Origin of the sequence: Daejeonella sp., assembly GCF_030684675.1 — a bacterium.
Lineage (GTDB): Bacteria > Bacteroidota > Bacteroidia > Sphingobacteriales > Sphingobacteriaceae > Daejeonella.
The window spans coordinates 36,149-57,608 of sequence record NZ_JAUXXZ010000029.1; the positions used below are offsets into that span (position 1 = coordinate 36,149).

Consider the following 21,460-nt stretch of genomic DNA (forward strand, 5'->3'; position numbering starts at 1 on the left):
AATTGCAAACATGTTTGTTAAATTAGCAATCTAATCTAACATTATGAACAAACGGGTAATTATTATCGCTTCTGTGTTTGGCATTCTGGCTGTTATTTTAGGTGCTTTCGGTGCTCATGCATTAAAATCTCTGCTTGATCCGGCCGGATTAGAGGTTTGGAAAACTGCCGTAAGTTATCACTTCTATCATACACTTGCCTTGCTTTTTGTTTCATTACTTCCAGCAAGCAATAGTAAGGCGGCGAATATGGCTGCCTGGTTCTTTTCTCTTGGAATTCTGCTTTTTTCAGGTTCCTTATATCTTATTTCTACCAAAGAAATACTGAATATTAGTCAGCTTTCAGTTCTTGGCCCGCTCACACCAATTGGCGGTTTATTTTTTATTCTGGGTTGGTTTAGTTTGATTTTTGTCGCCATAAAGAGTAAATAATGCTTGAGTTTAATGAAACAAATGGCATTGAAAGGAAAACTCTTTTCATAGAGGTAATTCTACCTTTAGCGATACCTAAAACCTATACCTACCGGGTACCTGCAGAAATGACCAGGGCTATTGCAATCGGGAAGCGTGTAGTCGTTCAATTTGGACGGGCCAAGATCTATACCGCAATTGTTTATCAGGTATCTGAAACTCCCCCTGAACTTTATGAGGCTAAATATATCATTGATGTTCTTGATGATGAGCCTATTGTAAATGACTTTCAGTTGAAATTATGGAAGTGGATGTCTGATTATTACCTCTGCCATATCGGTGAGGTGATGCAGGCTGCACTTCCTTCAGCCCTCAAACTGGCGAGTGAAACCCGTATCATTCTGAATCATTCAACAGAGTTCGATAAGTCTGAACTTTCTGATAAGGAGTTTCTGATTATTGATGCCCTCGATATTCAATCAGAACTTAAGGTAAGTGATATCAGTAAATTACTCGGACAAAAAACAGTTTTCCCAATACTCAGAGCCCTTTTTGAGAAGAATATTATCATAATTTCTGAAGAAATTACTGAGAAATTTAAGCCCAAAAAGAAGTCATTTATTAGCCTTCACCCCCAATACAAAGATTCCGAAAACCGAAGGGCTTTATTCGAAATTCTTGAGCGGGCACCCAAGCAACTAGAACTTTTGCTGGCTTATTTTAAGCTCGAAAAGCAGCAAACGGAAATTTCCAAACCCGATCTGCTGGAAGTCAGTGGAAGCGGTCCGGCTGCATTAAAAACGCTGATTGAGAAGGAGATTTTTATCCAGGAAGATAAAGTGGTGAGTCGCCTCAGCGCTGAGGAACTTGAAATCCTGCATGATTTTAAGCTGAATGATGCCCAGGAGATTGCATTGGGAGAGATCAGAGAGCAGTTGGAAGAGAAGGATGTTGTTTTGCTTTATGGCGAAACATCTTCCGGCAAAACACAAATCTATATACGTCTGATTGAGCAAATGTTGCTTGAAGACAAGCAAACATTATATCTTTTGCCTGAGATTGCATTAACCACACAGCTTATTGAACGTTTGCGTGAACATTTTGGAGGGCAGATTGGAGTTTATCATTCCCGCTTTAATGATAATGAGCGCGCAGAAGTCTGGCAAAAAGTATTAAAGGGTGAGTATAAAATGATTCTCGGTGCGAGATCATCTATTTTTCTGCCGTTTAAGGATCTGGGCCTGATCATCGTTGACGAAGAGCACGAATCTTCTTACAAGCAATATGACCCGGCTCCGCGATATCATGCCAGGGATACTGCCATCTATCTTTCATACCTGCATGGGGCGAGAATAGTTTTAGGCTCAGCAACTCCGAGTTTAGAGAGTTTTTATAATGCGAAAATTAAGAAATATGGTTTTGTAACCTTAAAAGGCAGGTACGGTGGAGTAAAATCACCTGTAATTGAAGTGGTGAGTATAGCTGAAGAAACGAAGCGGAAAACCATGCAATCGCATTTTACCACAGCTTTGGTAAATGAAATTAATGCGGCATTATCCCGAAAGGAGCAGGTGATTCTTTTTCAAAACCGTCGTGGATATACACCTGTTTTACTTTGTACTACCTGTGGATTTACACCCAAATGCATTAATTGTGATGTAAGTCTTACTTTTCATAAAAGCAGTGCAAAACTTCATTGCCACTATTGTGGATATAAACAGGATGTGCTGCATGCATGCCCTGCCTGTGGTTCAACCCGGATAGAGCAGAAGGGCTTTGGTACCGAAAAGATAGAGGATGAACTGCAGCGTATCTTCACGGATGCCAAAATAGCCCGTATGGATCTCGACTCCACCCGTACCAGAAATAGTTTTCAGATCCTGCTTAATGATTTTGAAGAGGGTAAGATCGATATCCTTGTAGGTACCCAAATGGTTGCCAAGGGACTTGATTTCGGGAATGTAAGTACAATTGGGATTATCAGCGCCGACAGTATGTTAAATTATCCTGATTTTCGGGCATTTGAACGAAGTTTTCAGATGTTAGCACAGGTTTCTGGACGAGCCGGAAGACGTGCAAAACAAGGAAAGGTTATTATTCAGGCTTATGATACCAGTCATCGTATCATCAGCCAGGTGATCAGGGGCGATTATGAGGAGATGTTTGATACTGAAATTCTGGAGCGGAGAAATTTTCACTACCCACCACTGTACCGTCTTATACAATTGGATGTGAAGCATAAAGATCTTTCTAAACTAGCACTTATTTCAGATTCTTTGGCCAAAGTTTTAAGATCGCAGTTTGGCGACCGGGTACTGGGACCAGAAGCACCTCTGATCAGTCGTATAAGGAACTATTTTATTCAGACTATTTTGATTAAGGTTGAGAAGGAGGGAGTATCGGTACAGAAGATCAAAGAAGCATTGCAACAAATTCTCAGGAACTTCGATTCACAGCCCTCAAATAAGGGTGTTTACATCCATATTGATGTTGATCCGTATTAAAATTATTCCTTTAATTTATTCTCAATTTTATTAAAAAAAACTGCCTTCATAAGACTATTTTTGAAGAGCAATGGCACATAAATTAGTAGATAGCTACCGCGAAAAGGGAGCCCGTAAAAAGTTAGTTGAATTACTCAGAGACAGAGGCATAGCCGATGAAAAAGTATTAAAAGCAATTGGAAAAGTCCCGAGACATTATTTTTTTGACGAAACATTCTGGACTCAAGCATATAAAGACATTGCCTTTCCAATTGGCGACGGACAAACAATTTCCCAACCCTATACTGTAGCCTACCAGACTGAACTTTTGCATATCAAACTTGGTGATAAGGTGCTTGAGATTGGCACCGGTTCTGGGTATCAAACCTGTATTCTTCTGGAACTTGGGGCAAAGGTGTATACCATCGAGCGTCAGGAAAATCTATACAAACGAACCAGTCAGGTTTTGCCGCATATCGGTTATCATGCTGAATTCTTTTTTGGTGATGGATCAAAGGGCATTGCTGAGTTTGCCCCCTACGATAAGATTATTGTTACCGCAGGAGCCCCGCTGGTTCCTGAAATTATGCTAAAGCAATTGAAAATAGGAGGAATTCTTGTTATCCCGGTGGGTGATGAGAATTCTCAGAAAATGATTACTGTACTTAGAGTGAGTGAAAAAGACTACGAACGGATCTCTTTGGATACGTTTAGGTTTGTGCCGCTGGTGGGGGAGAAAGCGTGGTAGTTAGTTGAGAATTGAGAGTTGAGAATTGATAGTCCGTAATTCGTAATTAATAATTCGTAATTCGTAATTAATAATTCGTAATTAATAATTCGTAATTGGTATACAACAGGCAACAGATAACAGACATTACTCTATCGTTTCATTGCTCTGCTCATTTCCAGTTTTGCATCCCGGTCTTTGAGCGTTTCGCGCTTATCGTAGATCTTTTTACCCTGTGCCAGGCCGATCTCAAGTTTGGCAAATCCCCGTTCTGAAGTGAAAATTTTTAAAGGGATAATGGTAAAGCCCTTTTCCTCAATTTTTGTCCTGAGTTTGGCTATTTCCTTTTTGTTCAGAAGCAGCACCCTGTCGCGCTTTGCCTCATGGTTATAAAAGGAGCCATGTGAATACTCAGCGATTTGCATATTCCTCACAAAGAGATTACCGTCAAAAAAAGTACAGAAAGCATCATTAATATCAGCCTTACCCTCACGTATCGATTTTATTTCAGTACCAAGCAATTTTATACCGGCTGTATAGGTCTCAAGTATATGATACTCGAAATACGCTCTCTTGTTCTTAATATTTATTCCACCCGACATGTCTGCAAATATCCGAAAGAAAATCCATAACCGGAATTTTCATATTTTAAGATTATTTAAATATTTTTTTAAGATTGATGAAATAATATTTTTAGATTAATCTAAATTTGTATTTTTGGCAATCTAATATTTAATAAATGAGGTTGTTTATTCTTTCAATTATACTATTCGGGTTTGTTTTAACAGCAAAAGCGCAGACATCGGCTCTGATCGGATTGGTTAAATCTGGCCAGAATCCAGTTGCGTTTGCCTCAATTAAGGTGCTCAATAGCAAAATCGGAACAACAAGCGACTCCCTGGGTAAGTATTCTATTTCAAGGCTTAGCGCAGGTAAATACGTCTTAAGCTTTTCGGCATTGGGTTATAGCCCATACAAGAAGGAGCTTATTATCAGGGAGAACGAAACAGTAAATCTGGATGTTGAATTAGAGGAGTCAGGATCTGCTATCGAAGAATTTGTAGTAACCGGAACTATGAAAGAGGTCAGCCGACTTGCAAGCCCGGTGCCTGTTGAAGTTTACAGCCCTGCATTTTTCAGGAAGAACCCCACTCCCTCTGTTTTTGATGCTTTACAAAATGTAAATGGAGTCAGGCCGCAGTTAAACTGCAATATTTGCAATACCGGTGATATCCATATAAATGGTCTTGAGGGTCCGTATACGATGATCCTGATAGATGGTATGCCTATAGTCAGCGGCCTTTCATCTGTTTACGGTCTTTCAGGGATACCCAACGCTTTAATTGAGCGTGTAGAGATTGTGAAAGGCCCGGCTTCATCATTGTATGGTTCTGAAGCAGTAGGCGGTTTGATTAACATCATTACCAAAAAGCCTCAGAATGCACCTGCATTTTCAGGTGATGTTTTTACAACTTCCTGGGGGGAGTTAAATACTGATCTCGGTTTTAAGTTTGCTGCCGGCAAAAAAGCTGAAGTACTGACAGGGATCAATTATTTTAAATATGGAAACCGGATCGATAATAACAAGGATCTTTTTACGGATGTAACCCTTCAGGACAGGATTTCAGTGTTTCAGAAATGGAATTTTAACAGAAAAGAAAACAGGCAGTTCAGTCTGGCTGCAAGATATAATTATGAAGATCGTTGGGGTGGTGATATCACCTGGGACAAGGCCTATAGGGGAGGCACAGAACGATATGGTGAGAGTATCTATACCAAGAGGTGGGAAATGCTGGGAACTTATCAGCTTCCTTTAAAAGAAGCGGTTATGTTTTCATGGTCTCTGAATGACCATGCCCAAAATTCTGTTTATGGTAGCACCATTTACAATGCCAGGCAAAAGATTGCATTCGGACAATTGAGTTGGGATAAAAAAATAAAAGGCCATGACCTATTGCTTGGTACTGCCCTGAGATATACGATGTATGATGATAATACTCCTGCGACAGCATTACTGAACGGATTTAATAAGGCAGATAAGGTATGGCTCCCCGGAATCTTTATCCAGGACGAAATTGCCCTTGCCGAAAAGCATAAACTACTCCTTGGGATGAGATACGATTATAACTCTGTTCATGGAAATATTCTGACTCCAAGATTTGCTTATAAATGGATCCTGAATGAGAATAATATTCTTCGTTTAAATGCAGGTACAGGCTTTAGGGTGGTTAGTCTGTTTACAGAGGAACATGCTGCTCTTACTGGCTCAAGGGAGGTTGTGGTTACAGAACAGCTGAAACCGGAAAGAAGTTATAATGCAAATCTGAACTTTATAAAAAAGATCTATTTCAAAAGCGGAAGTTTTATAGGTATAGATGCTTCTGCCTGGTACACACATTTTAACAACCAGATCATTCCTGATTATTTGAGCAATCCTAATCAGATCATTTACAGTAATTTGCAGGGGTATGCAGTCTCGCGTGGTTTGAGTGCTAATTTTGATATGACATTTACAAACGGACTAAAGGTTATTGCCGGAACTTCCCTGCTGGAAGTGTTTTCTAAAAATGAAGCCTCAGGTAAAAAGATCCGGCCATTTCTCAATGAAAAGTGGACAGGTACCTGGGGGATTTCCTATAAAATCGAGAACCTGAATCTTGGACTTGATTACACAGGGAATATTTACGGACCCATGCTCTTACCCCGTTTAAGCAATTCAGACCCGAGAAGCGGAATATCACCGGTATGGAGTTTGCAAAATATTCAATTTACCTATACAGGATTGAAAAAGATCGAGCTTTACGGTGGTATAAAAAATTTACTGAACTGGACGCCGGGTAAGAATGAGCCATTTTTAATAGCACGCAGTAATGATCCTTTTGATAAGGAAGTCCAGACTGATGCTTCCGGAAATGTAGCTCCCAGTCCGGCGAACCCTTATGCTTTAACATTTGACCCGGGATATGTTTATGCTCCCAACCAGGGGATCAGGGGATTTCTGGGTGTACGTTTAATCATCAAATAAGATGCTTAGAATACTGACCATACTAATTTTTGTCCTGATCCGGGTGTCTGACCTGTCTGCACAAAACCGTATTGTTAAATTTGAAGAGATCAAAACTTTGCAGAACAAGGCACCTAAACCGATTGTAGTGCTGATCATGACAAGCTGGTGCAAATACTGTCATGCGATGAAAAACACGATGACCAAAGAAAATAAGGTTGCTGCACTTTTGAATGAGAAATTTTATACTGTATTTCTTGACGCCGAAGATAAGAATGATATATTTTTTGCAGGCAGAAACTTTAAACATAAAGCCGGACTGCATGAACTTGCCAGAGAACTCGGTACGATCAAGGGTCAGATTTCCTATCCTTCAATCACTGTTCTTAATGTTAAGAATGAGATTATCTACCAGCACGATGGATTCCTAAACCCGCGTTCTATGCTGTATATGCTCGGAAAAGTGGCAAAAAACTAACAGTTTTAATTTATTTCTGGTAATATCTTATTTCTTACATCTCCCATCTCAGACTTCAGACTTCAGACCTCCGACCTCATTCCTCCCATCTCACTTAACAATCATAATCGGAATATTCACATTATGGCGGACCGTATCCACTGTGGTTCCAAAGATCAGATCACTGATACCCTTATGCCCGTGAGCACCCATGACCAGAAGATCCAGATTCTTAGCCTTTACAAGTTCAGATATAGCCTTCGCTGCGGTGCCGTAACCGATTTCAATATGGGCCTGATAGCCCAGATCTTTTAGATTTTGCTGATATTTTTCAAGGTTGTCGGTATCACTTTGCGTTTCATGATCAAGGACTTTTTCACCATGAAATCTGGCTGCTGCGGTTTCAACAATATGGATCAGGTAGTAATCAGCACTTTTTCCACCCTGTATCAAGGCATGGCGAAATGTATTTCTGTCATTCTTTGAAAAATCAACGGTGATTCCAATCTTTTTATACTCCACCTTTTCAAGTTCTCCAATTTCAAGGGCCTCTCCATGCGGTACATTGGATATTTTGCGGTCCTGTTTTCTGAAAAAGGGCATTAGAAATACATAAAGTAATAATATGCCGATAGTTATGGCTATAGGAATTACAAGTAAATAGATCCACCAAACGCTAATAGTTGTGCTACTGAGCCAGCTACCAATCTCCTCAATCACAAGCTGAACATTCAGACTTACAATGATCAGAGCAGATAACCATGCCAAAATTTTAACCCAGGTTTTGATCGTGTATTCCTTCATTTTTTGCCGGTCGGAGTTGAAGTGAATTAATGGAATCACCGCAAAGCCGAGTTGCAAACTCAGAACAACCTGACTTAATATGAGTAAGCTGCCTAAAGCTTCTTCTCCAAAGAACATAATGGTAAAGAATGCCGGAATGATTGCGAGCAATCGTGTCAGCAATCGTCTGATCCAGGGCTGTATCCGTAGATTCAGGTGACCCTCCATCACGATCTGCCCTGCAAGTGTTCCTGTGATTGTAGAGCTCTGTCCGGATGCAATCAGGGCTATGGCAAACAGGGTAGGGGCAACAGAGCCGAAAATATTATCCAGTAGTTTATAAGCATCCTGAATCTCAGCAACCTCAAACAAGCCATTTTTATAAAATGCGGTCGCGGCCAGTATCAGAATTGCAGCATTAACGAAGAATGCAAGATTTAAAGCAATAGTTGTATCGATCAGGTTGTATTTTAAGGAGTCTTTGATTCCCTTGGCAGTACGTTCAATCTTTCGGGTCTGTACCAATGAAGAATGCAGATAGAGATTATGAGGCATTACCGTTGCTCCAATGATTCCAATAGCAATGTAGAGTGCATTTCCTGATAACATAGATGGTGCAAATCCACTTAATACTTCACCTATTAAGGGTTTAACGATGAACATTTCGGTTAAAAAAGAAATCCCGACAATAAATACCATTGATACAATGAAAACCTCCATCATTCGCATCCCCTTATTCATCAGAAAGAGCAGCAGAAAGGTGTCCAGAATGGTTATGGATACTCCCCAAATCAGTGGAAGACCAAAAAGCAGGTTTAATCCGATAGCCATTCCAATAATCTCCGCCAGATCACAGGCAATAATGGCGATTTGTGCCAGTACATAAAGCGGGTAATTGATATAGGATGGATACGTATTTCTCGATGCCTGTGCAAGGTCGAGTCCGCGGACGATCCCCAAGCGGGCGCTGAGCGATTGAAGTAGTAATGCCATCAGGTTCGACATCAGCAAGACCCAGATCAGTTTATAGCCGAACTGACTACCACCGGCAATATCTGTCGCCCAGTTACCCGGATCCATATAACCAACACTGACAAGATAAGCCGGGCCGATAAAAGCCATGAGTTTACGCCATCCTGTTTTACCTGAGGTAATTACCGAACCGTGAACCTCACTCAGCGATTCTGAATTCTTATTGATCATAAAATAACTAATATATTTTTTGCAACCTCACGGCTGATTGTCCGCTCAGTTTTTTGATCAATTGTGAGCATGATCGACCCGTCAAATTCAATCAGTTCTGAGATAATTATTTTTGTTCCTAAGGTTAATCCCAGCTTTTCAAGGAGTTTGAGGAATACCGAGCTATGTTCGTTTACCCCAGAAACAGTGCCGCTTTCGCCAGTCTGCATTTCAGATATCTTAACCAGTTTTTTATGTTTTATCAGGCCTGACCGGTCGGGAATAGGGTCGCCATGGGGGTCGGCTACCGGATTCCCAAGAAAGTCATCCAAACGGTTGATCAGTGTTTCAGAATTGATATGTTCCAACTCTTCAGCAATATCATGAACCTCGTCCCATTTAAATCCAAGTTTTTCAACCAGAAAAACCTCCCATAAACGGTGCTTTCTGATAATATTTACAGCCGCGTTTACTCCGGTGCTGGTTAGCGTAACCCCCTGATATTTAATATAATTGATCAGTTTTTTTTCGGCCAGTTTTTTCAGCATATCGGTAACCGAAGCGGCCTTGGTATTGGTCATTTCAGCAATCTGGTTTGTACTGACTGCCATCGTGTTTCCTTCACTCAGGTGATAGATAGCTTTCAGGTAGTTTTCTTCTGTAAATGAGTGCATAAGCTTAAAAATTAAACAAATCTAATATTTTATTTAGATTAATCTAAAAATATCGTCATAAAATAAATGACTATTTTATGGACATTTTTTAAAATAAAATTTGGCTAATACTTTTTATACTTTACTTTTGAGCTAATTATGGCAATAGAACTGGATAAAATAGATCTGAGAATCCTTAAGATTCTTCAGGAAAATGGTAGGATTACCAATTTGCAACTTTCTCATGAAGTAGGTCTATCACCGGCCCCAACGCTGGAACGTGTCAGAAAACTTGAGCAGGCTCATTATATCAAAAGCTATCATGCACTGGTCGATGAAGAATTACTGGGTTTGGGTATAAAAACCTTTATTCAGATCCAGCTTGATTTTCATAAAAATAATACCATCCAGGTTTTTCTTGAAGAAATTGCTGCGATCAAAGAAATCACCGAGTGTCATCATGTTACCGGTCAATGTGATTTCCTGCTGAAGGCTTATGTTAAGGATATTAAATCATACGAGCGCCTGATTATGGATAAGATCAGCAAGATCAGTGTGGTCAAAACCTTTCAAACCATGATGATCATGTCGACGAATAAGAAAGAGCCGGCGGTGCCTTTGGAGTATTAATTTGTCTATTATTTAATTTGTCCATTATTCAATTTGTCTATTTGTCAATTGGAGCACTATTGTGATTATTAACAATAATTATCATAGACAAATCGACAAATCGACAAATTCCTACCCCAGCCCCCAATCAATCCCCTTCACCCCCTTCGCTACCAAATATTCATTCGTCTTAATGAAGTGATTACATCCGAAAAATCCATTATATGCTGAAAAGGGTGATGGATGCGCTGCCATTAATACCTGGTGCTTATTCTGATCAATCAGTCCGGCTTTAGCCTGGGCATATTTACCCCAGAGTAGAAATACGATCCCGGTCCTTTGCTCCGAAAGGGTTTGAATTACCTGATCAGTAAATTTTTCCCATCCCTGATTTTGATGTGATCCTGCCTTTGAAGCTTCAACGGTTAAAGTTGCGTTCAGTAGTAATACCCCCTGGTCTGCCCATGAACTCAGGTCGCCATGTTTTGGAAATTGAAAGTCACTATATTCTGCCTGTAGTTCCTTGAAAATGTTTTGAAGGGAGGGTGGGATAGGAACTCCTTTCTGAACCGAAAAAGACAAGCCATGTGCCTGATTAGCACCGTGATAAGGATCCTGACCAATTATAACAACCTTTACCTTATCAAAAGGGGTATGCGCAAATGCATTGAAAATCAAACTATTTGTGGGGTAGATTATTCTTTTTTGTTCCTGTTGAGATTGAAGAAAGGAACGTAGTTTTTTCATGTACTCTTTCTCAAATTCTGCTTCCAGAACTTCCTTCCAGCTTTCCTCCAGTTTTAAAGGCATAATTTCTCAGATAGATATTGGTTAAACGCTCAAATAAACGGATATTTGCAACAAATTTAAGAGATAACAAGACAATGCCTAATTTCATCAGATTGATAATTGCAGCCATAATATTGGGTGCATCGGTAACATTAATGGTTTTTGGTTTTTGGGGATGGGGAATTCCTTTGGTTTTCGTTTCTATTCTTGTAGCAGTAACGTTCTTTTATCATGAGAAGATGTTGATTGCTCAGTACTTTCTGCGTAAAGATGATATGGATAAGGCGGGCGACTGGCTAAAAGGAATTAAGAATTACGAAACAGAGTTGTTTAAAGGCCAGCATGGCTATTATAACCTCCTGATTGGCCTGATCGAATCACGTAAGGCACCACTTCAGTCAGAGAAATATTTCAAGAGAGCGATCAGTTTAGGAATGACCATGGACCATAACATTGCACTTGCCAAATTAAGTTTGGCTGGTATTGCAATGGCAAAGAGAAATAAACGGGAAGCAACTATTTATCTGCAGGAGGCCAAGAAGGCTGATAAGAATAAATTGCTTGCTGAACAGATAAAAATGATGAAGGATCAGATGGGGCAAATGGATCGTACAGTGCAGCAACGCAATTTCCGTCAACCCTTTTAATTTTCTTACTTATCCCTCAAACTGTCAAAACGGATTGAGAAGTCACTGCAGCAAAGCGGACTACCTACAAATTCAGGTTCATCATAATTCTTCCTGGAATTGAAGAAATATTGTTCTGATTGAATCCGTTTAAGGAGTTGATGGATAAAAGAAAGATCAAAATCTTCTTTGTTCAATTTGATCAGGTATTCCTGCTCCGTGATTTCAAGACTTGAATTTTTCATAATATTCTTATTAATTTTTATTACAAAAATAATAAAGGCCGCTCTGCAAAAAGCAAAGCGGCCTTTATGTTTATGTTATGATTGTGTTAACTAAACCATTCCATCACAGTCTCTTTTGAAGGCATTGTAATTTCCAGCTTCATTTTTTTACGCATTCCTCCAAGGTCGTTGAACACCTTATTCGGGTTGCCTGCCTTCAGTTCTTCAACCGTTTTAAATCCCATTTTATTCAATACCGGAACCCATTCAGCAGGGATACCAATTGCAATAAAATCATCGGCTGTAGCTAACTTTGCTTTTTTCTCGGGTCTCATCTGAGGAAAAAACAAGACCTCCTGAATCGTACTCTGATCGGTCATTAACATAACCAGGCGGTCAATTCCAATTCCAAGTCCGGAGCTAGGTGGCATTCCATATTCCAATGCTCTCAGAAAATCATCATCCATAGCCATTGCTTCTTCATCTCCCCGCCCTGCAAGCAATAGCTGATCTTCAAGGCGCTCACGCTGGTCAATCGGATCATTCAGTTCAGTATAAGCATTGGCAATCTCCTTGCCCATCACAAATAGCTCAAAACGCTCAACCAAGCCTTCCTTACTGCGGTGTTTTTTCGCAAGTGGGGTCATTTCGATCGGGTAATCGGTAATATAGGTCGGCTGAATCAGATGTTCTTCAACCTTTTCGCTGAAGATCTCATCAATCAGTTTACCTCTGCCCATCGTTGCATCAATTTCGATATTCAGTTTCTTACAGGTAAGGCGTAATTCATCCTCAGTCATGTTCGAAACATCGATTTCAGTAAATTTTTCAATAGACTCATACATGGAAAGCTTCTCATAAGGACCTGCAAAGTCAATCTCATGTTCTCCAACCTTTATTGTTGATTTTCCATGTACAGCCAATGCCACCTTTTCAAGACATTCCTCAACCATCGCCATCATCCAGATATAATCCTTGTAGGCAACATAGATTTCCATCGAGGTGAATTCCGGGTTATGGGTGCGATCCATTCCCTCATTCCTGAACATTTTACCGAACTCATAAACTCCATCAAAGCCTGCAACGATCAGTCTCTTAAGATATAATTCATTTGCAATCCGCAGATAAAGCGGCATATCCAATGTATTGTGATGAGTGTTAAAGGGACGAGCAGCGGCACCACCATGTATCGGCTGCAGGATAGGGGTTTCCACTTCCATCCATCCCTGATCATCAAAATAGGATCGCATGGTATTAATCACTTTTGATCTTTTGATGAAGATTTGCTTGAAATCCGGATTAACGGTCAGATCGACATAACGCTGTCTGTAACGCATTTCAGGATCTGTAAATCCATCGTAGATATTCCCATCATCATCCCGCTTCACAATAGGGAGAGGCTTTAAAGATTTGGACAGAATCTTCATCTCACTAACGTGAATTGAGATTTCCCCTGTCTTAGTAGTGAAAACATATCCGCTGACACCGACAAAATCACCAATGTCGAGTAGCTTTTTAAATACGGTATTGTAAAGGGTTTTATCTTCTCCCGGACAAATCTCATCACGGTTGATATAGGCCTGTATCCTGCCTGTAGAATCCTGTAACTCGGCAAAGGCGGCACTACCCATTATTCTGCGACTCATGATCCTGCCTGCAAAACGGATATTCTTATAGGAAGTCTTATCCCGCTCGTAATTATTTTTAATGTCCAGCGCATTGACATTTACTTCAAATGCTTCAGGAGGATAAGGGTCAATACCCAGTTTACGTAGCTCTGCCAGGGCTTCCCGGCGTAAAATCTCCAGTTCAGATAATCCGATGCTCATTTATTTTCAATTTCTGCAAAAGTAGGGTTTTCAGTGCAAAAATGCTAAGGAAGCTTATCACCCGGAAAACAAAGTTAAAAGAGGTACAATTTCCCAATGAATATTGAAATGTCTTTACTCTTTATTCTTTGATCTTTTAGCTTTTGGCTTTTAGCTTTCCTCCGTATCCTGCAAATACATCTCACTGATATCTTCAGAATATTTATTTTCAATTACCTTTCGTTTGGCTTTCATGGTAGGGGTAATTTCACCCTCTTCTATGCTGAATGGATTGCGTTTAACAAGGAAGGATTTCATTCTTTCGAATTTGGCAAGTTCCGTCGAATATTTGCGGATATCTTCATTCAGCCAATCCAGAATTTTCTGATCCCTGATGAAGGAATCTTTTTCCTGGAAAAATTCTTCATTTAAGTGGAAAGTTTCCTGTAGTACTTCCTTTGATGGGATTAAAATAGCAGTAACATACTCCCTTTTATCACCGATCAGGAAGATCTGCTCAATCTTGGAGCTCTTCAGATAGGTGTTTTCAACCGGGGTAGGATAGATGTTTTTACCATAGGCGTTCACCAGCATGTTTTTTATCCGGTCAGTGATCTGAAGGTTTCCTCTGTAATAGCGGCCAATATCCCCGGTGTGGAACCAGCCATCCTGATCAATAACTTCTGCAGTTTCCTGAGGTTTATTCCAGTATCCCTTCATCACACAATGTCCTCTCACAATGATTTCGCCTTCAGGACATTCAAAATTTTCATCAAATGTATCATGTGTCTGTATGGTCAGGATATTCTTGCTTTCCACGTCCTGTATCGCTACTTCAATACCAGGAATGATGCGGCCAACTGTTCCATAAACCTGGCGATGATATTCTGTCACAGCCATAACAGGAGAAGTTTCAGTAAGCCCGAATCCTTCCAGAATCTTGATGCCCAGGTTTCCGAAAAACTCGCCAACATTTTTAGGCAATGCGGCTCCGCCCGAAAGCATGAACTTTAAGCGACCACCTGTTTTTTCCTTGATTTTACTGAAAACGAGCTTTTCTGCGATTGATTTCTTCATGCTCAGGAATAATCCCGGCGTTTTTCCAGCTTCCTGAATTTCCCGGTAGTTTTGCCCTGTTTCAATAGACCAAAGAAATATTTTGGATTTCAAGCCACCGGCAGATGTGCCGCTTTTCATCGCTTTGTCATGAATCCGTTCAAGCAGACGTGGCACACAACTCATAATGGTCGGTTTCACTTCTGCCATATTTTTTGCCAGTAACTCCAGACTTTGAGCAAAAGCGATTTTACTTCCTACGGCACAACAAACATGATAAGTAGCTGTCCGCTCAAATACATGAGATAGGGGCAGGAAGGATAGGAACAGATCATTCTCATTGATCACAGGGATCTGCTCCAGGCAAACCTTGACATTTTGTACAAAGTTGGAATGGGTTAACATGACTCCCTTCGGGATTCCTGTCGTACCTGAGGTATAGATCAGAGAGGTCAGATCACTTGGTAAAATTGCGGCCCTGGCCTCTTCAATTTTTTTTCCTTGCCTATCCAGTGCATTTTTCCCCTCTTCGATCAGATTTTTGAAGCTGATTACTCCGGCATTCAAGCCCCTTTCGGGAAGGTATTTCTCATAATCATCAAATACCGGGATGATGCGCTGTAATTCAGGACAGTTATTGGCAATCTTAATTAGTTTACGGAAAAGAAAAGGATTTCCTGCAAGGATTGTCTTAGCAGAAGAATCATTCAATATATATTCAATTTCTGATTCAGATAGGGTGGGATAGACCGAGACGTTAACAGCACCAATTTGCTGAACTCCCTGATCATATAATACCCAATCAACCGAATTCTCAATAATCAGTGCCAGACGGTCGCCCTTGTTAATCCCCATCTCAAGAAAGTAGGCCGAGATAGCATCAGCAGTATCCAATACCTGTTTATAACTGATCTCTACCCAGCTTTCCTTAACCTTATGCATTAAAAAGGTGGTGCTTTCATCGTGGACGTACCCGACCACGTTCCGCAGCAGGTCAGGTATTGTGGTGGACTCTGTTATTGGATTCATCTTAAGCATTTTGGGAAAATTTTAATTAACAAGTATAACAGATTACCCGTTAAAATGCAAAAGGCTCTATATAGAGCCTTTTGCATTGATATTCAATCTGTTAGATTAAACAGATTCTGAAAAATTAGAATTATACTGAAAAACTTTCCCCGCAACCGCAGGTTCTGGAAGCATTTGGATTATGAAAATTGAATCCTTTACCATTCAGTCCGTCCGAGAAATCAAGTTCAGTACCCGCCAGATATAAAAATGACTTCATATCCAATGCTAAACGGATACCCTGATCCTCAAAAAACTGATCGCCCGGTTTTTCTTCATTATCGAAGTCCATTTTGTACGATAAGCCTGAACATCCACCTCCCTGAACAGAAACACGAAGAAAATAACCCGCATCGAGTCCATTCTCTTTCATGAGTTCTTCAACTTTACTTTTCGCTTTATCTGTAACTGTTACCATTCCGATACCTTTCTTAACCCTTCCGCTAATTAATTAATTAGTGGTGTGATTTAGCAGACTCTAATGCTTCCATCCCGTTTTTAACACGGTAATCATTGATCGCTGCCTTGATAGCATCTTCTGCCAGTACAGAACAATGGATTTTTACCGGTGGAAGAGCAAGTTCTTCTACAATATCCATGTTATCGATCTTCATTGCATCATCAATTGATTTTCCTTTCAACCATTCAGTTGCAAGGGAAGAAGATGCAATTGCCGATCCGCAACCAAAAGTTTTGAATTTCGCATCGGTGATCATATGGTTTTCGTCGACCTCGATCTGCAGACGCATTACGTCGCCGCATTCAGGTGCACCAACCAAACCGGTTCCTACTTTCGTACTGCTTTTATCAAGCGTACCAACATTACGCGGATGGGTGTAGTGATCAATTACTTTTTCTGAATATGCCATAATATTTTAATTTGAAAATTTGAAAATTTGTCAATTTGAAGATGATTGATTTGTATTATTTATGCAGTTTGAAGCCCATTTTCAAATCTTCAATTTGCACATCATGTAATCAGTTTTTTGTGCTATTCTATTAATGTTGTCTGTTACCTGAATTGTTCAATAAAACTTATAACCTACAACTTATAACTTACAACTCCTTAGTGTTCTGCCCACTCAATCTTATCCAAATCAATTCCTTCCTTAAACATTTCCCAAAGTGGTGAAAGGTCGCGAAGGTGATTAACCGCTTTTTTAGTTTGTTCTATTGCAAAATCTACCTCTTCTTCTGTTGTAAAACGGCCCAGACCGAATCGTATCGAAGAATGAGCCAGATCATCAGATAAGCCCAGACTCTTTAATACGTATGAAGGCTCAAGGGAAGCTGAAGTACAGGCCGATCCCGAAGAAACAGCCAGATCTTTCATTGCCATCATCAAACCTTCACCCTCAACATATTTGAAAGAAATATTGGCTACATGAGGTAAACGATGTTCTACATTTCCATTCACATAACTTTCTTCAAGTACAGTAAGTGATGCCTGCAATTTATCACGAAGTTTTGATAAGCGTTTTGCTTCCTCATCCATTTCCAGACGACATAGTTCGCAGGCTTTACCTAATCCAACAATTCCTGGAACATTTAAAGTTCCGGAACGCATTCCTCTTTCATGGCCTCCGCCATCCATTTGTGCGGTTACTTTAACCCTTGGATTTTTACGACGAACGTATAATGCGCCAACACCCTTGGGCCCGTACATTTTATGTGCAGAAAATGCCATCAGGTCTATTCCATCCGCATTTACATCCACCTGGATTTTACCGACAGACTGTGTTGCATCGGTCATGAACAGTGCCCCATGTTTGTGAGCAATAGCAGCAATTTCTTTAACCGGCTGGATTACTCCGATTTCGTTATTACCATACATAATGGCAACCAATATGGTTTTCTCGGTCATAGCTGCTTCAAGCGCTGCCAGATCGATCAAACCATCAGATTTAACAGGAAGATAAGTAACTAAACCTCCCATTTTTTCAACGTGCTTGCAGGCATCCAGAACCGCCTTATGTTCTGTAACACAGGTAATGATATGATTACCCTTTTCTTTGTACATTTCAAAAACACCCTTGATTGCAAGGTTATCTGATTCTGTTGCACCTGAAGTGAAAATAATCTCTTTTTCGTTTGCTCCGATTAGCTTTGCAACCTGCTCACGGGCATAGTCAACACCCTCTTCAGCAGCCCATCCAAAAGCATGATTCCTGCTTGCGGCATTGCCAAATTTAGCATTGAAGTATGGCAGCATCGCTTCAAGAACCCGGGGATCCATTGGAGTTGTTGCGTTATTATCTAAGTATATCGGCAAATTCATTTTTATTCTTTTTAATATAATACAAAGATATGAAAATATTTTCTGCTTAATTTTCAATTTGTCTATGTCAGTATAGATAAAATGGTCATTTTTATGCCATAATACAGATTTATGGATAAAATCGAACATATCGGAATTGCAGTCAGATCATTGAAGGAAGCAGGATCCCTTTATGAGACTTTACTGGGCTGTAAAAGCTATAAAACGGAAGAAGTAGCATCCGAACATGTGATCACAGAATTTTTCAAGGTTGGTGAAAACAAGATTGAGCTGCTTGAAGCCAGTTCTGCGGATAGTGCAATCGCCGGTTTTATAGAGAAACGTGGGGAAGGGATCCATCATATCGCCTTTGCGGTTGAAAATATCGTAGAAGAAATGGCGCGCCTTAAGGCTGAAGGATTCAAATTATTGAATGAAGTTCCAAAAAAAGGAGCAGATAATAAGCTGGTCTGTTTTATTCACCCAAAATCAGCTCAGGGGGTGCTGATTGAACTTTGTCAGGAGATCTAACGATTAAAGGCAAATATTTTTTCATCCCCTGACGGTTTGCCGGTATAAAGATCCCTGATTATCTCGGCTGCAATTACACTGAAGGTTATCCCATTTCCGCCGTAGCCTAAAGCAAAATAGGTGTTGGGATGTTCAGGATGGATACCGATGAAGGGAAGGCCATCCTTCGTTTCACCAAATACCCCGCACCAATGGAAGTCAATTTCGAGATCGATTTCCGGAAATAGCTTTTTGAATTTCCTTAAAATAGTTTTATTCTTTTGCCCCATTTTTCTGTCCCGGCTTTCCGGATTCAGGAATGCTTCATCTTCCCCTCCAACGATAACCCGATTGTCGGTGCTTGTCCGGATATAGAGGTATGGCCTCGCGGTTTCCCAGATCATACAGGTTTCAGGCCATAATTTAGTTAGCACTGGCTTACTTATGAATACATAGGTTGAATTAAGCTTCATGATCTTCTCTTTCAGAAAAAATTCGGACTCATAACCCGGAGAACAAACCATTTTCTTCGCTTTTATCTCATGGCCGCGATCTGTCAGAAAGCGGATTCCATCTTTTTTATGATTAACTTTTACGATTTCGGTATAGCTGTAAACCTCCAGTCCTGAATTCTTTTTATGATGATCCAAAAGAAGCCGGCAAAGCATATAGGCATCAACCTGTGCTGAGGTATCGGTATAAATTGCCGAATCACGGTCTATTCCAAATTGTTCTTTCAGCGCTTTTTTATCCAGAAATCCGATCGGGAGTTTGTATTTCTTACGGAATTCATACTCAAGTTTTAGCTTTTTACTGCCTTGCTTATTGGAAGCAAGTTGGAGACTGGGCTTCATTTCAAATGAACAATCCAGTTTGAGTTTGGAAATGATTTGCTTTAGTGTAGTGATAGATTTCAGGCATAATGAATAGCTTTTCACGGCATTTTCTATCCCAATATGATCAGAGAGCTCATGCAAAAATACGTCTATTTCATACTGTAGCTGGGCAGTACTTGCCGCTGTGCTGCCAGTGCTGCTCATTCGTTTGTCAACCACGATGCATTTTGCACCCGCTTCACAGAGAAAATGAGCTGCCAGAGCTCCGGTTATGCCCGAACCTATAATCACAATTTCAGTTTCGATGTTTTTTTGAAGAATATTGAAATTCGTCATTAATCCATCTTTTATAAGCCACCAGGGAAGACCGGATTTTAGATCCATAAATGCTAAAGCTTGAATTCTCAATAAAAATTTAAATTTACTTTTTAATAAGTGTATTTTTTTCTATATTTGCACCTCTTAAAAAGTATTGAAGATGAAAGCTGAATTACATCCCAAAAATTATAGATTAGTTGTGTTCAAAGACATGTCTAATGAATATTCTTTCTTAACTAAATCATGCATTGATACCAAAGAAAGCATTAAATGGGAAGATGGTAACGATTATCCCCTTGTAAAATTAGAGATATCACATACCTCTCACCCTTTTTACACCGGTAAAATGAAATTGGTTGATACCGCAGGTCGTATCGATAAGTTCCGTTCACGTTACGAGAAAAAATAATAATTTATTTCGATAATATTGAAGGTCCCGACTCATAAGGTCGGGACTTTTTTTATTTTTGTTCGATGAGTGTAATTCTTTTTGACGATCAGTTTCGAAGTAATTTGCTGCCTTTGGTCTATACCAGGCCGGTTTCTGAGCTCAGGGTTGGAATTTTGACTATTGCTGATAAGTGGCGGAAACATCTTAAAACAGATGCAGCTTACTTAACTGAAAGTTACCTTCAGGAGAAATACCCGATCAGATACTTTCCTATTAATCTTTTTATCAATTCGGCCATCTGCCCGGATGATGATCTGATGGAAGTACTGGATACTCTCAAAGAGGGAGAGGCACTCGTTGCAGGTCAATTACTGATTGCAGTTCGCCTGGCTGAGAGCGATGCCCGTGAATTTAGTCCGCTCCATGCCGAAAAATTCAAACTGATTGAATACAGCAAAACCTTTGTTCGGATAGCTTTTCCAGACCATATTTTCACATTCAATGATACTGAGATCAGAAAGGATTTTAAACTGATCACCAAAGGTCGTCAATCATCATCTTTGAGCAGTACCAATACGGTTCTTGGGGATGATATTTTCATTGAAAATGGCGTTGAAGCCGAATGCTCTACCTTCAATACCCGTACAGGGCCAATCTATCTGGGTAAAAGGGCATTGGTGATGGAAGGTTGCCATATCAGGGGTTCATTTTCCCTCGGTGATGATTCTGTCATTAAAATGGGTGCAAAAATCTATGGAATGACCTCTGTGGGGCCACATTCTAAGGTTGGGGGAGAGATCAATAATTCAGTAATCTTTGCTAATTCCGCTAAGGGCCATGAAGGCTATCTGGGAAATTCCGTGATCGGAGAGTGGTGCAATATTGGCGCCGACAGCAATAATTCGAATATGAAAAACAATTATGCTGAAATCAGATTATGGGATTATCCTACGGAGGGTTTCCGCAAAACAGGCTTGCAATTCTGCGGTTTAATCATGGCAGACCATGCAAAATGTGCGATCAATACGATGTTTAATACTGGTACAGTGGTTGGCGTAGGTGCCAATATTTTCGGCTCAGGCTTTCCAAGAAATTTTGTACCCGACTTTTCATGGGGAGGAAATTCAGGCTTTGAAGTATATAGTTTAAAGAAGATGTTTGAAACTGCGGCTAAGGTGTATGAACGCAGAAATGCTGAATTCAATGAAACTGACAGTGCTATTTTAAGCCGGGTTTTTGAGATGACAGAACAATACAGAAGATTTTAATT

The 21,460-nt window shown here is 40.1% G+C and carries 21 protein-coding genes; 10 read left to right on the forward strand and 11 right to left on the reverse strand.

Translation table 11 applies throughout. From position 1 onward, the window contains the following. Window positions 1–43: 43 nt before the first annotated feature. The 3 genes from Q8M41_RS05825 (at window position 44) to Q8M41_RS05835 (ending at window position 3,640) form a co-directional block, all read left to right on the forward strand. Window positions 44–430, forward strand: coding sequence for a DUF423 domain-containing protein (locus Q8M41_RS05825; protein WP_305364311.1), 387 nt, complete (start codon window positions 44–46; stop codon window positions 428–430). Then, window positions 430–2,913: a primosomal protein N' gene (gene priA, locus Q8M41_RS05830; RefSeq protein WP_305364312.1), complete on the forward strand. Its 2,484-nt coding sequence runs from the start codon at window positions 430–432 to the stop codon at window positions 2,911–2,913. Before Q8M41_RS05825 ends, priA begins: the two co-directional genes overlap by 1 nt. A gap of 70 nt (window positions 2,914–2,983) precedes the next feature. Next, a complete protein-coding gene (locus Q8M41_RS05835; RefSeq protein WP_305364313.1) occupies window positions 2,984–3,640 on the forward strand; it encodes a protein-L-isoaspartate(D-aspartate) O-methyltransferase in 657 nt (218 codons plus the stop codon). A gap of 131 nt (window positions 3,641–3,771) precedes the next feature. Here Q8M41_RS05835 and smpB read toward each other — a convergent pair whose 3' ends face one another. Next, window positions 3,772–4,221 (reverse strand): SsrA-binding protein SmpB, encoded by a 450-nt coding sequence (gene smpB, locus Q8M41_RS05840; protein WP_305364314.1) that lies wholly within the window; start codon window positions 4,219–4,221, stop codon window positions 3,772–3,774. A gap of 137 nt (window positions 4,222–4,358) precedes the next feature. Here smpB and Q8M41_RS05845 point away from each other — a divergent pair, with 137 nt between their 5' ends. Both Q8M41_RS05845 and Q8M41_RS05850 read left to right on the forward strand, forming a co-directional pair. Continuing rightward, a complete protein-coding gene (locus Q8M41_RS05845) occupies window positions 4,359–6,644 on the forward strand; it encodes a TonB-dependent receptor (protein ID WP_305364315.1) in 2,286 nt (761 codons plus the stop codon). Between the two features lies 1 nt (window position 6,645). After that, window positions 6,646–7,101, forward strand: a complete 456-nt coding sequence (locus Q8M41_RS05850) for a DUF255 domain-containing protein (protein ID WP_305364316.1) — start codon at window positions 6,646–6,648, stop codon at window positions 7,099–7,101. Window positions 7,102–7,191: 90 nt separating this feature from the next. On the opposite strand, the gene Q8M41_RS05855 is transcribed toward Q8M41_RS05850, so the two are convergent. Then, window positions 7,192–9,066, reverse strand: a complete 1,875-nt coding sequence (locus Q8M41_RS05855; RefSeq protein ID WP_305364317.1) for an Nramp family divalent metal transporter — start codon at window positions 9,064–9,066, stop codon at window positions 7,192–7,194. Then, window positions 9,063–9,719, reverse strand: a complete 657-nt coding sequence (locus tag Q8M41_RS05860; protein WP_305364318.1) for a metal-dependent transcriptional regulator — start codon at window positions 9,717–9,719, stop codon at window positions 9,063–9,065. The genes Q8M41_RS05855 and Q8M41_RS05860 overlap by 4 nt, the downstream gene beginning before the upstream one ends. 138 nt (window positions 9,720–9,857) lie before the next feature. Between Q8M41_RS05860 and Q8M41_RS05865 the strand changes: the two genes are divergently transcribed. Beyond that, window positions 9,858–10,328 (forward strand): Lrp/AsnC family transcriptional regulator, encoded by a 471-nt coding sequence (locus Q8M41_RS05865; RefSeq protein ID WP_305364319.1) that lies wholly within the window; start codon window positions 9,858–9,860, stop codon window positions 10,326–10,328. 111 nt (window positions 10,329–10,439) lie between these two features. On the opposite strand, the gene ung is transcribed toward Q8M41_RS05865, so the two are convergent. Further along, window positions 10,440–11,117, reverse strand: coding sequence for a uracil-DNA glycosylase (ung, locus tag Q8M41_RS05870; protein WP_305364320.1), 678 nt, complete (start codon window positions 11,115–11,117; stop codon window positions 10,440–10,442). Between the two features lie 74 nt (window positions 11,118–11,191). On the opposite strand from ung, the gene Q8M41_RS05875 reads away from it, so the two are divergent. Continuing rightward, entirely contained in the window at window positions 11,192–11,743 is a 552-nt protein-coding gene (locus Q8M41_RS05875) for a DUF2892 domain-containing protein (protein WP_305364321.1), read from the forward strand. 5 nt (window positions 11,744–11,748) lie between these two features. Here Q8M41_RS05875 and Q8M41_RS05880 read toward each other — a convergent pair whose 3' ends face one another. The 6 genes from Q8M41_RS05880 to Q8M41_RS05905 all read right to left on the reverse strand — a co-directional run bounded on the left by Q8M41_RS05880 (window position 11,749) and on the right by Q8M41_RS05905 (window position 18,156). Further along, window positions 11,749–11,967 carry a hypothetical protein gene (locus Q8M41_RS05880; protein WP_305364322.1) on the reverse strand — a complete coding sequence of 73 codons (219 nt, stop codon included), beginning with the start codon at window positions 11,965–11,967 and terminating at the stop codon, window positions 11,749–11,751. 86 nt (window positions 11,968–12,053) lie between these two features. Then, window positions 12,054–13,775, reverse strand: coding sequence for a lysine--tRNA ligase (gene lysS, locus Q8M41_RS05885; protein ID WP_305364323.1), 1,722 nt, complete (start codon window positions 13,773–13,775; stop codon window positions 12,054–12,056). A 150-nt stretch (window positions 13,776–13,925) separates the two neighbouring features. Next, on the reverse strand, window positions 13,926–15,839 hold the full coding sequence (locus tag Q8M41_RS05890; protein WP_305364324.1) for a long-chain fatty acid--CoA ligase: 1,914 nt from the start codon (window positions 15,837–15,839) through the stop codon (window positions 13,926–13,928). Window positions 15,840–15,969: 130 nt separating this feature from the next. Next, entirely contained in the window at window positions 15,970–16,296 is a 327-nt protein-coding gene (locus Q8M41_RS05895) for an iron-sulfur cluster assembly accessory protein (RefSeq protein ID WP_305364325.1), read from the reverse strand. 37 nt (window positions 16,297–16,333) lie between these two features. Then, window positions 16,334–16,747, reverse strand: a complete 414-nt coding sequence (iscU, locus tag Q8M41_RS05900) for a Fe-S cluster assembly scaffold IscU (RefSeq protein WP_305364326.1) — start codon at window positions 16,745–16,747, stop codon at window positions 16,334–16,336. A gap of 197 nt (window positions 16,748–16,944) precedes the next feature. Then, window positions 16,945–18,156, reverse strand: coding sequence for an IscS subfamily cysteine desulfurase (locus Q8M41_RS05905; RefSeq protein ID WP_305364327.1), 1,212 nt, complete (start codon window positions 18,154–18,156; stop codon window positions 16,945–16,947). A 111-nt stretch (window positions 18,157–18,267) separates the two neighbouring features. Between Q8M41_RS05905 and mce the strand changes: the two genes are divergently transcribed. Beyond that, complete coding sequence (gene mce / locus Q8M41_RS05910; protein ID WP_305364328.1) at window positions 18,268–18,666, forward strand: methylmalonyl-CoA epimerase; 399 nt, start codon at window positions 18,268–18,270, stop codon at window positions 18,664–18,666. On the opposite strand, the gene Q8M41_RS05915 is transcribed toward mce, so the two are convergent. Then, on the reverse strand, window positions 18,663–19,865 hold the full coding sequence (locus Q8M41_RS05915) for an FAD-binding oxidoreductase (protein WP_305364329.1): 1,203 nt from the start codon (window positions 19,863–19,865) through the stop codon (window positions 18,663–18,665). The genes mce and Q8M41_RS05915 overlap by 4 nt on opposite strands. Window positions 19,866–19,959: 94 nt before the next feature. Between Q8M41_RS05915 and Q8M41_RS05920 the strand changes: the two genes are divergently transcribed. Beyond that, on the forward strand, window positions 19,960–20,208 hold the full coding sequence (locus Q8M41_RS05920; protein ID WP_305364330.1) for a type B 50S ribosomal protein L31: 249 nt from the start codon (window positions 19,960–19,962) through the stop codon (window positions 20,206–20,208). Window positions 20,209–20,273: 65 nt separating this feature from the next. Beyond that, window positions 20,274–21,458: a putative sugar nucleotidyl transferase gene (locus Q8M41_RS05925; RefSeq protein WP_305364331.1), complete on the forward strand. Its 1,185-nt coding sequence runs from the start codon at window positions 20,274–20,276 to the stop codon at window positions 21,456–21,458. The last annotated feature ends 2 nt before the right edge of the window (window positions 21,459–21,460 follow it).

Coding starts and splice junctions, on each gene's coding strand:
- priA (WP_305364312.1), top strand. CDS start 430: ATGCTTGAGTTTAATGAAACAAATGGCATTGAAAGGAAAACTCTTTTC.
- iscU (WP_305364326.1), bottom strand. CDS start 16,747: ATGGCATATTCAGAAAAAGTAATTGATCACTACACCCATCCGCGTAAT.
- Q8M41_RS05835 (WP_305364313.1), top strand. CDS start 2,984: ATGGCACATAAATTAGTAGATAGCTACCGCGAAAAGGGAGCCCGTAAA.
- Q8M41_RS05920 (WP_305364330.1), top strand. CDS start 19,960: ATGAAAGCTGAATTACATCCCAAAAATTATAGATTAGTTGTGTTCAAA.
- Q8M41_RS05865 (WP_305364319.1), top strand. CDS start 9,858: ATGGCAATAGAACTGGATAAAATAGATCTGAGAATCCTTAAGATTCTT.
- ung (WP_305364320.1), bottom strand. CDS start 11,117: ATGCCTTTAAAACTGGAGGAAAGCTGGAAGGAAGTTCTGGAAGCAGAA.
- Q8M41_RS05860 (WP_305364318.1), bottom strand. CDS start 9,719: ATGCACTCATTTACAGAAGAAAACTACCTGAAAGCTATCTATCACCTG.
- Q8M41_RS05915 (WP_305364329.1), bottom strand. CDS start 19,865: ATGGATCTAAAATCCGGTCTTCCCTGGTGGCTTATAAAAGATGGATTA.
- Q8M41_RS05875 (WP_305364321.1), top strand. CDS start 11,192: ATGCCTAATTTCATCAGATTGATAATTGCAGCCATAATATTGGGTGCA.
- smpB (WP_305364314.1), bottom strand. CDS start 4,221: ATGTCGGGTGGAATAAATATTAAGAACAAGAGAGCGTATTTCGAGTAT.
- Q8M41_RS05890 (WP_305364324.1), bottom strand. CDS start 15,839: ATGAATCCAATAACAGAGTCCACCACAATACCTGACCTGCTGCGGAAC.
- Q8M41_RS05845 (WP_305364315.1), top strand. CDS start 4,359: ATGAGGTTGTTTATTCTTTCAATTATACTATTCGGGTTTGTTTTAACA.
- Q8M41_RS05850 (WP_305364316.1), top strand. CDS start 6,646: ATGCTTAGAATACTGACCATACTAATTTTTGTCCTGATCCGGGTGTCT.
- lysS (WP_305364323.1), bottom strand. CDS start 13,775: ATGAGCATCGGATTATCTGAACTGGAGATTTTACGCCGGGAAGCCCTG.
- Q8M41_RS05880 (WP_305364322.1), bottom strand. CDS start 11,967: ATGAAAAATTCAAGTCTTGAAATCACGGAGCAGGAATACCTGATCAAA.
- Q8M41_RS05925 (WP_305364331.1), top strand. CDS start 20,274: ATGAGTGTAATTCTTTTTGACGATCAGTTTCGAAGTAATTTGCTGCCT.
- Q8M41_RS05855 (WP_305364317.1), bottom strand. CDS start 9,066: ATGATCAATAAGAATTCAGAATCGCTGAGTGAGGTTCACGGTTCGGTA.
- Q8M41_RS05905 (WP_305364327.1), bottom strand. CDS start 18,156: ATGAATTTGCCGATATACTTAGATAATAACGCAACAACTCCAATGGAT.
- mce (WP_305364328.1), top strand. CDS start 18,268: ATGGATAAAATCGAACATATCGGAATTGCAGTCAGATCATTGAAGGAA.
- Q8M41_RS05825 (WP_305364311.1), top strand. CDS start 44: ATGAACAAACGGGTAATTATTATCGCTTCTGTGTTTGGCATTCTGGCT.
- Q8M41_RS05895 (WP_305364325.1), bottom strand. CDS start 16,296: ATGGTAACAGTTACAGATAAAGCGAAAAGTAAAGTTGAAGAACTCATG.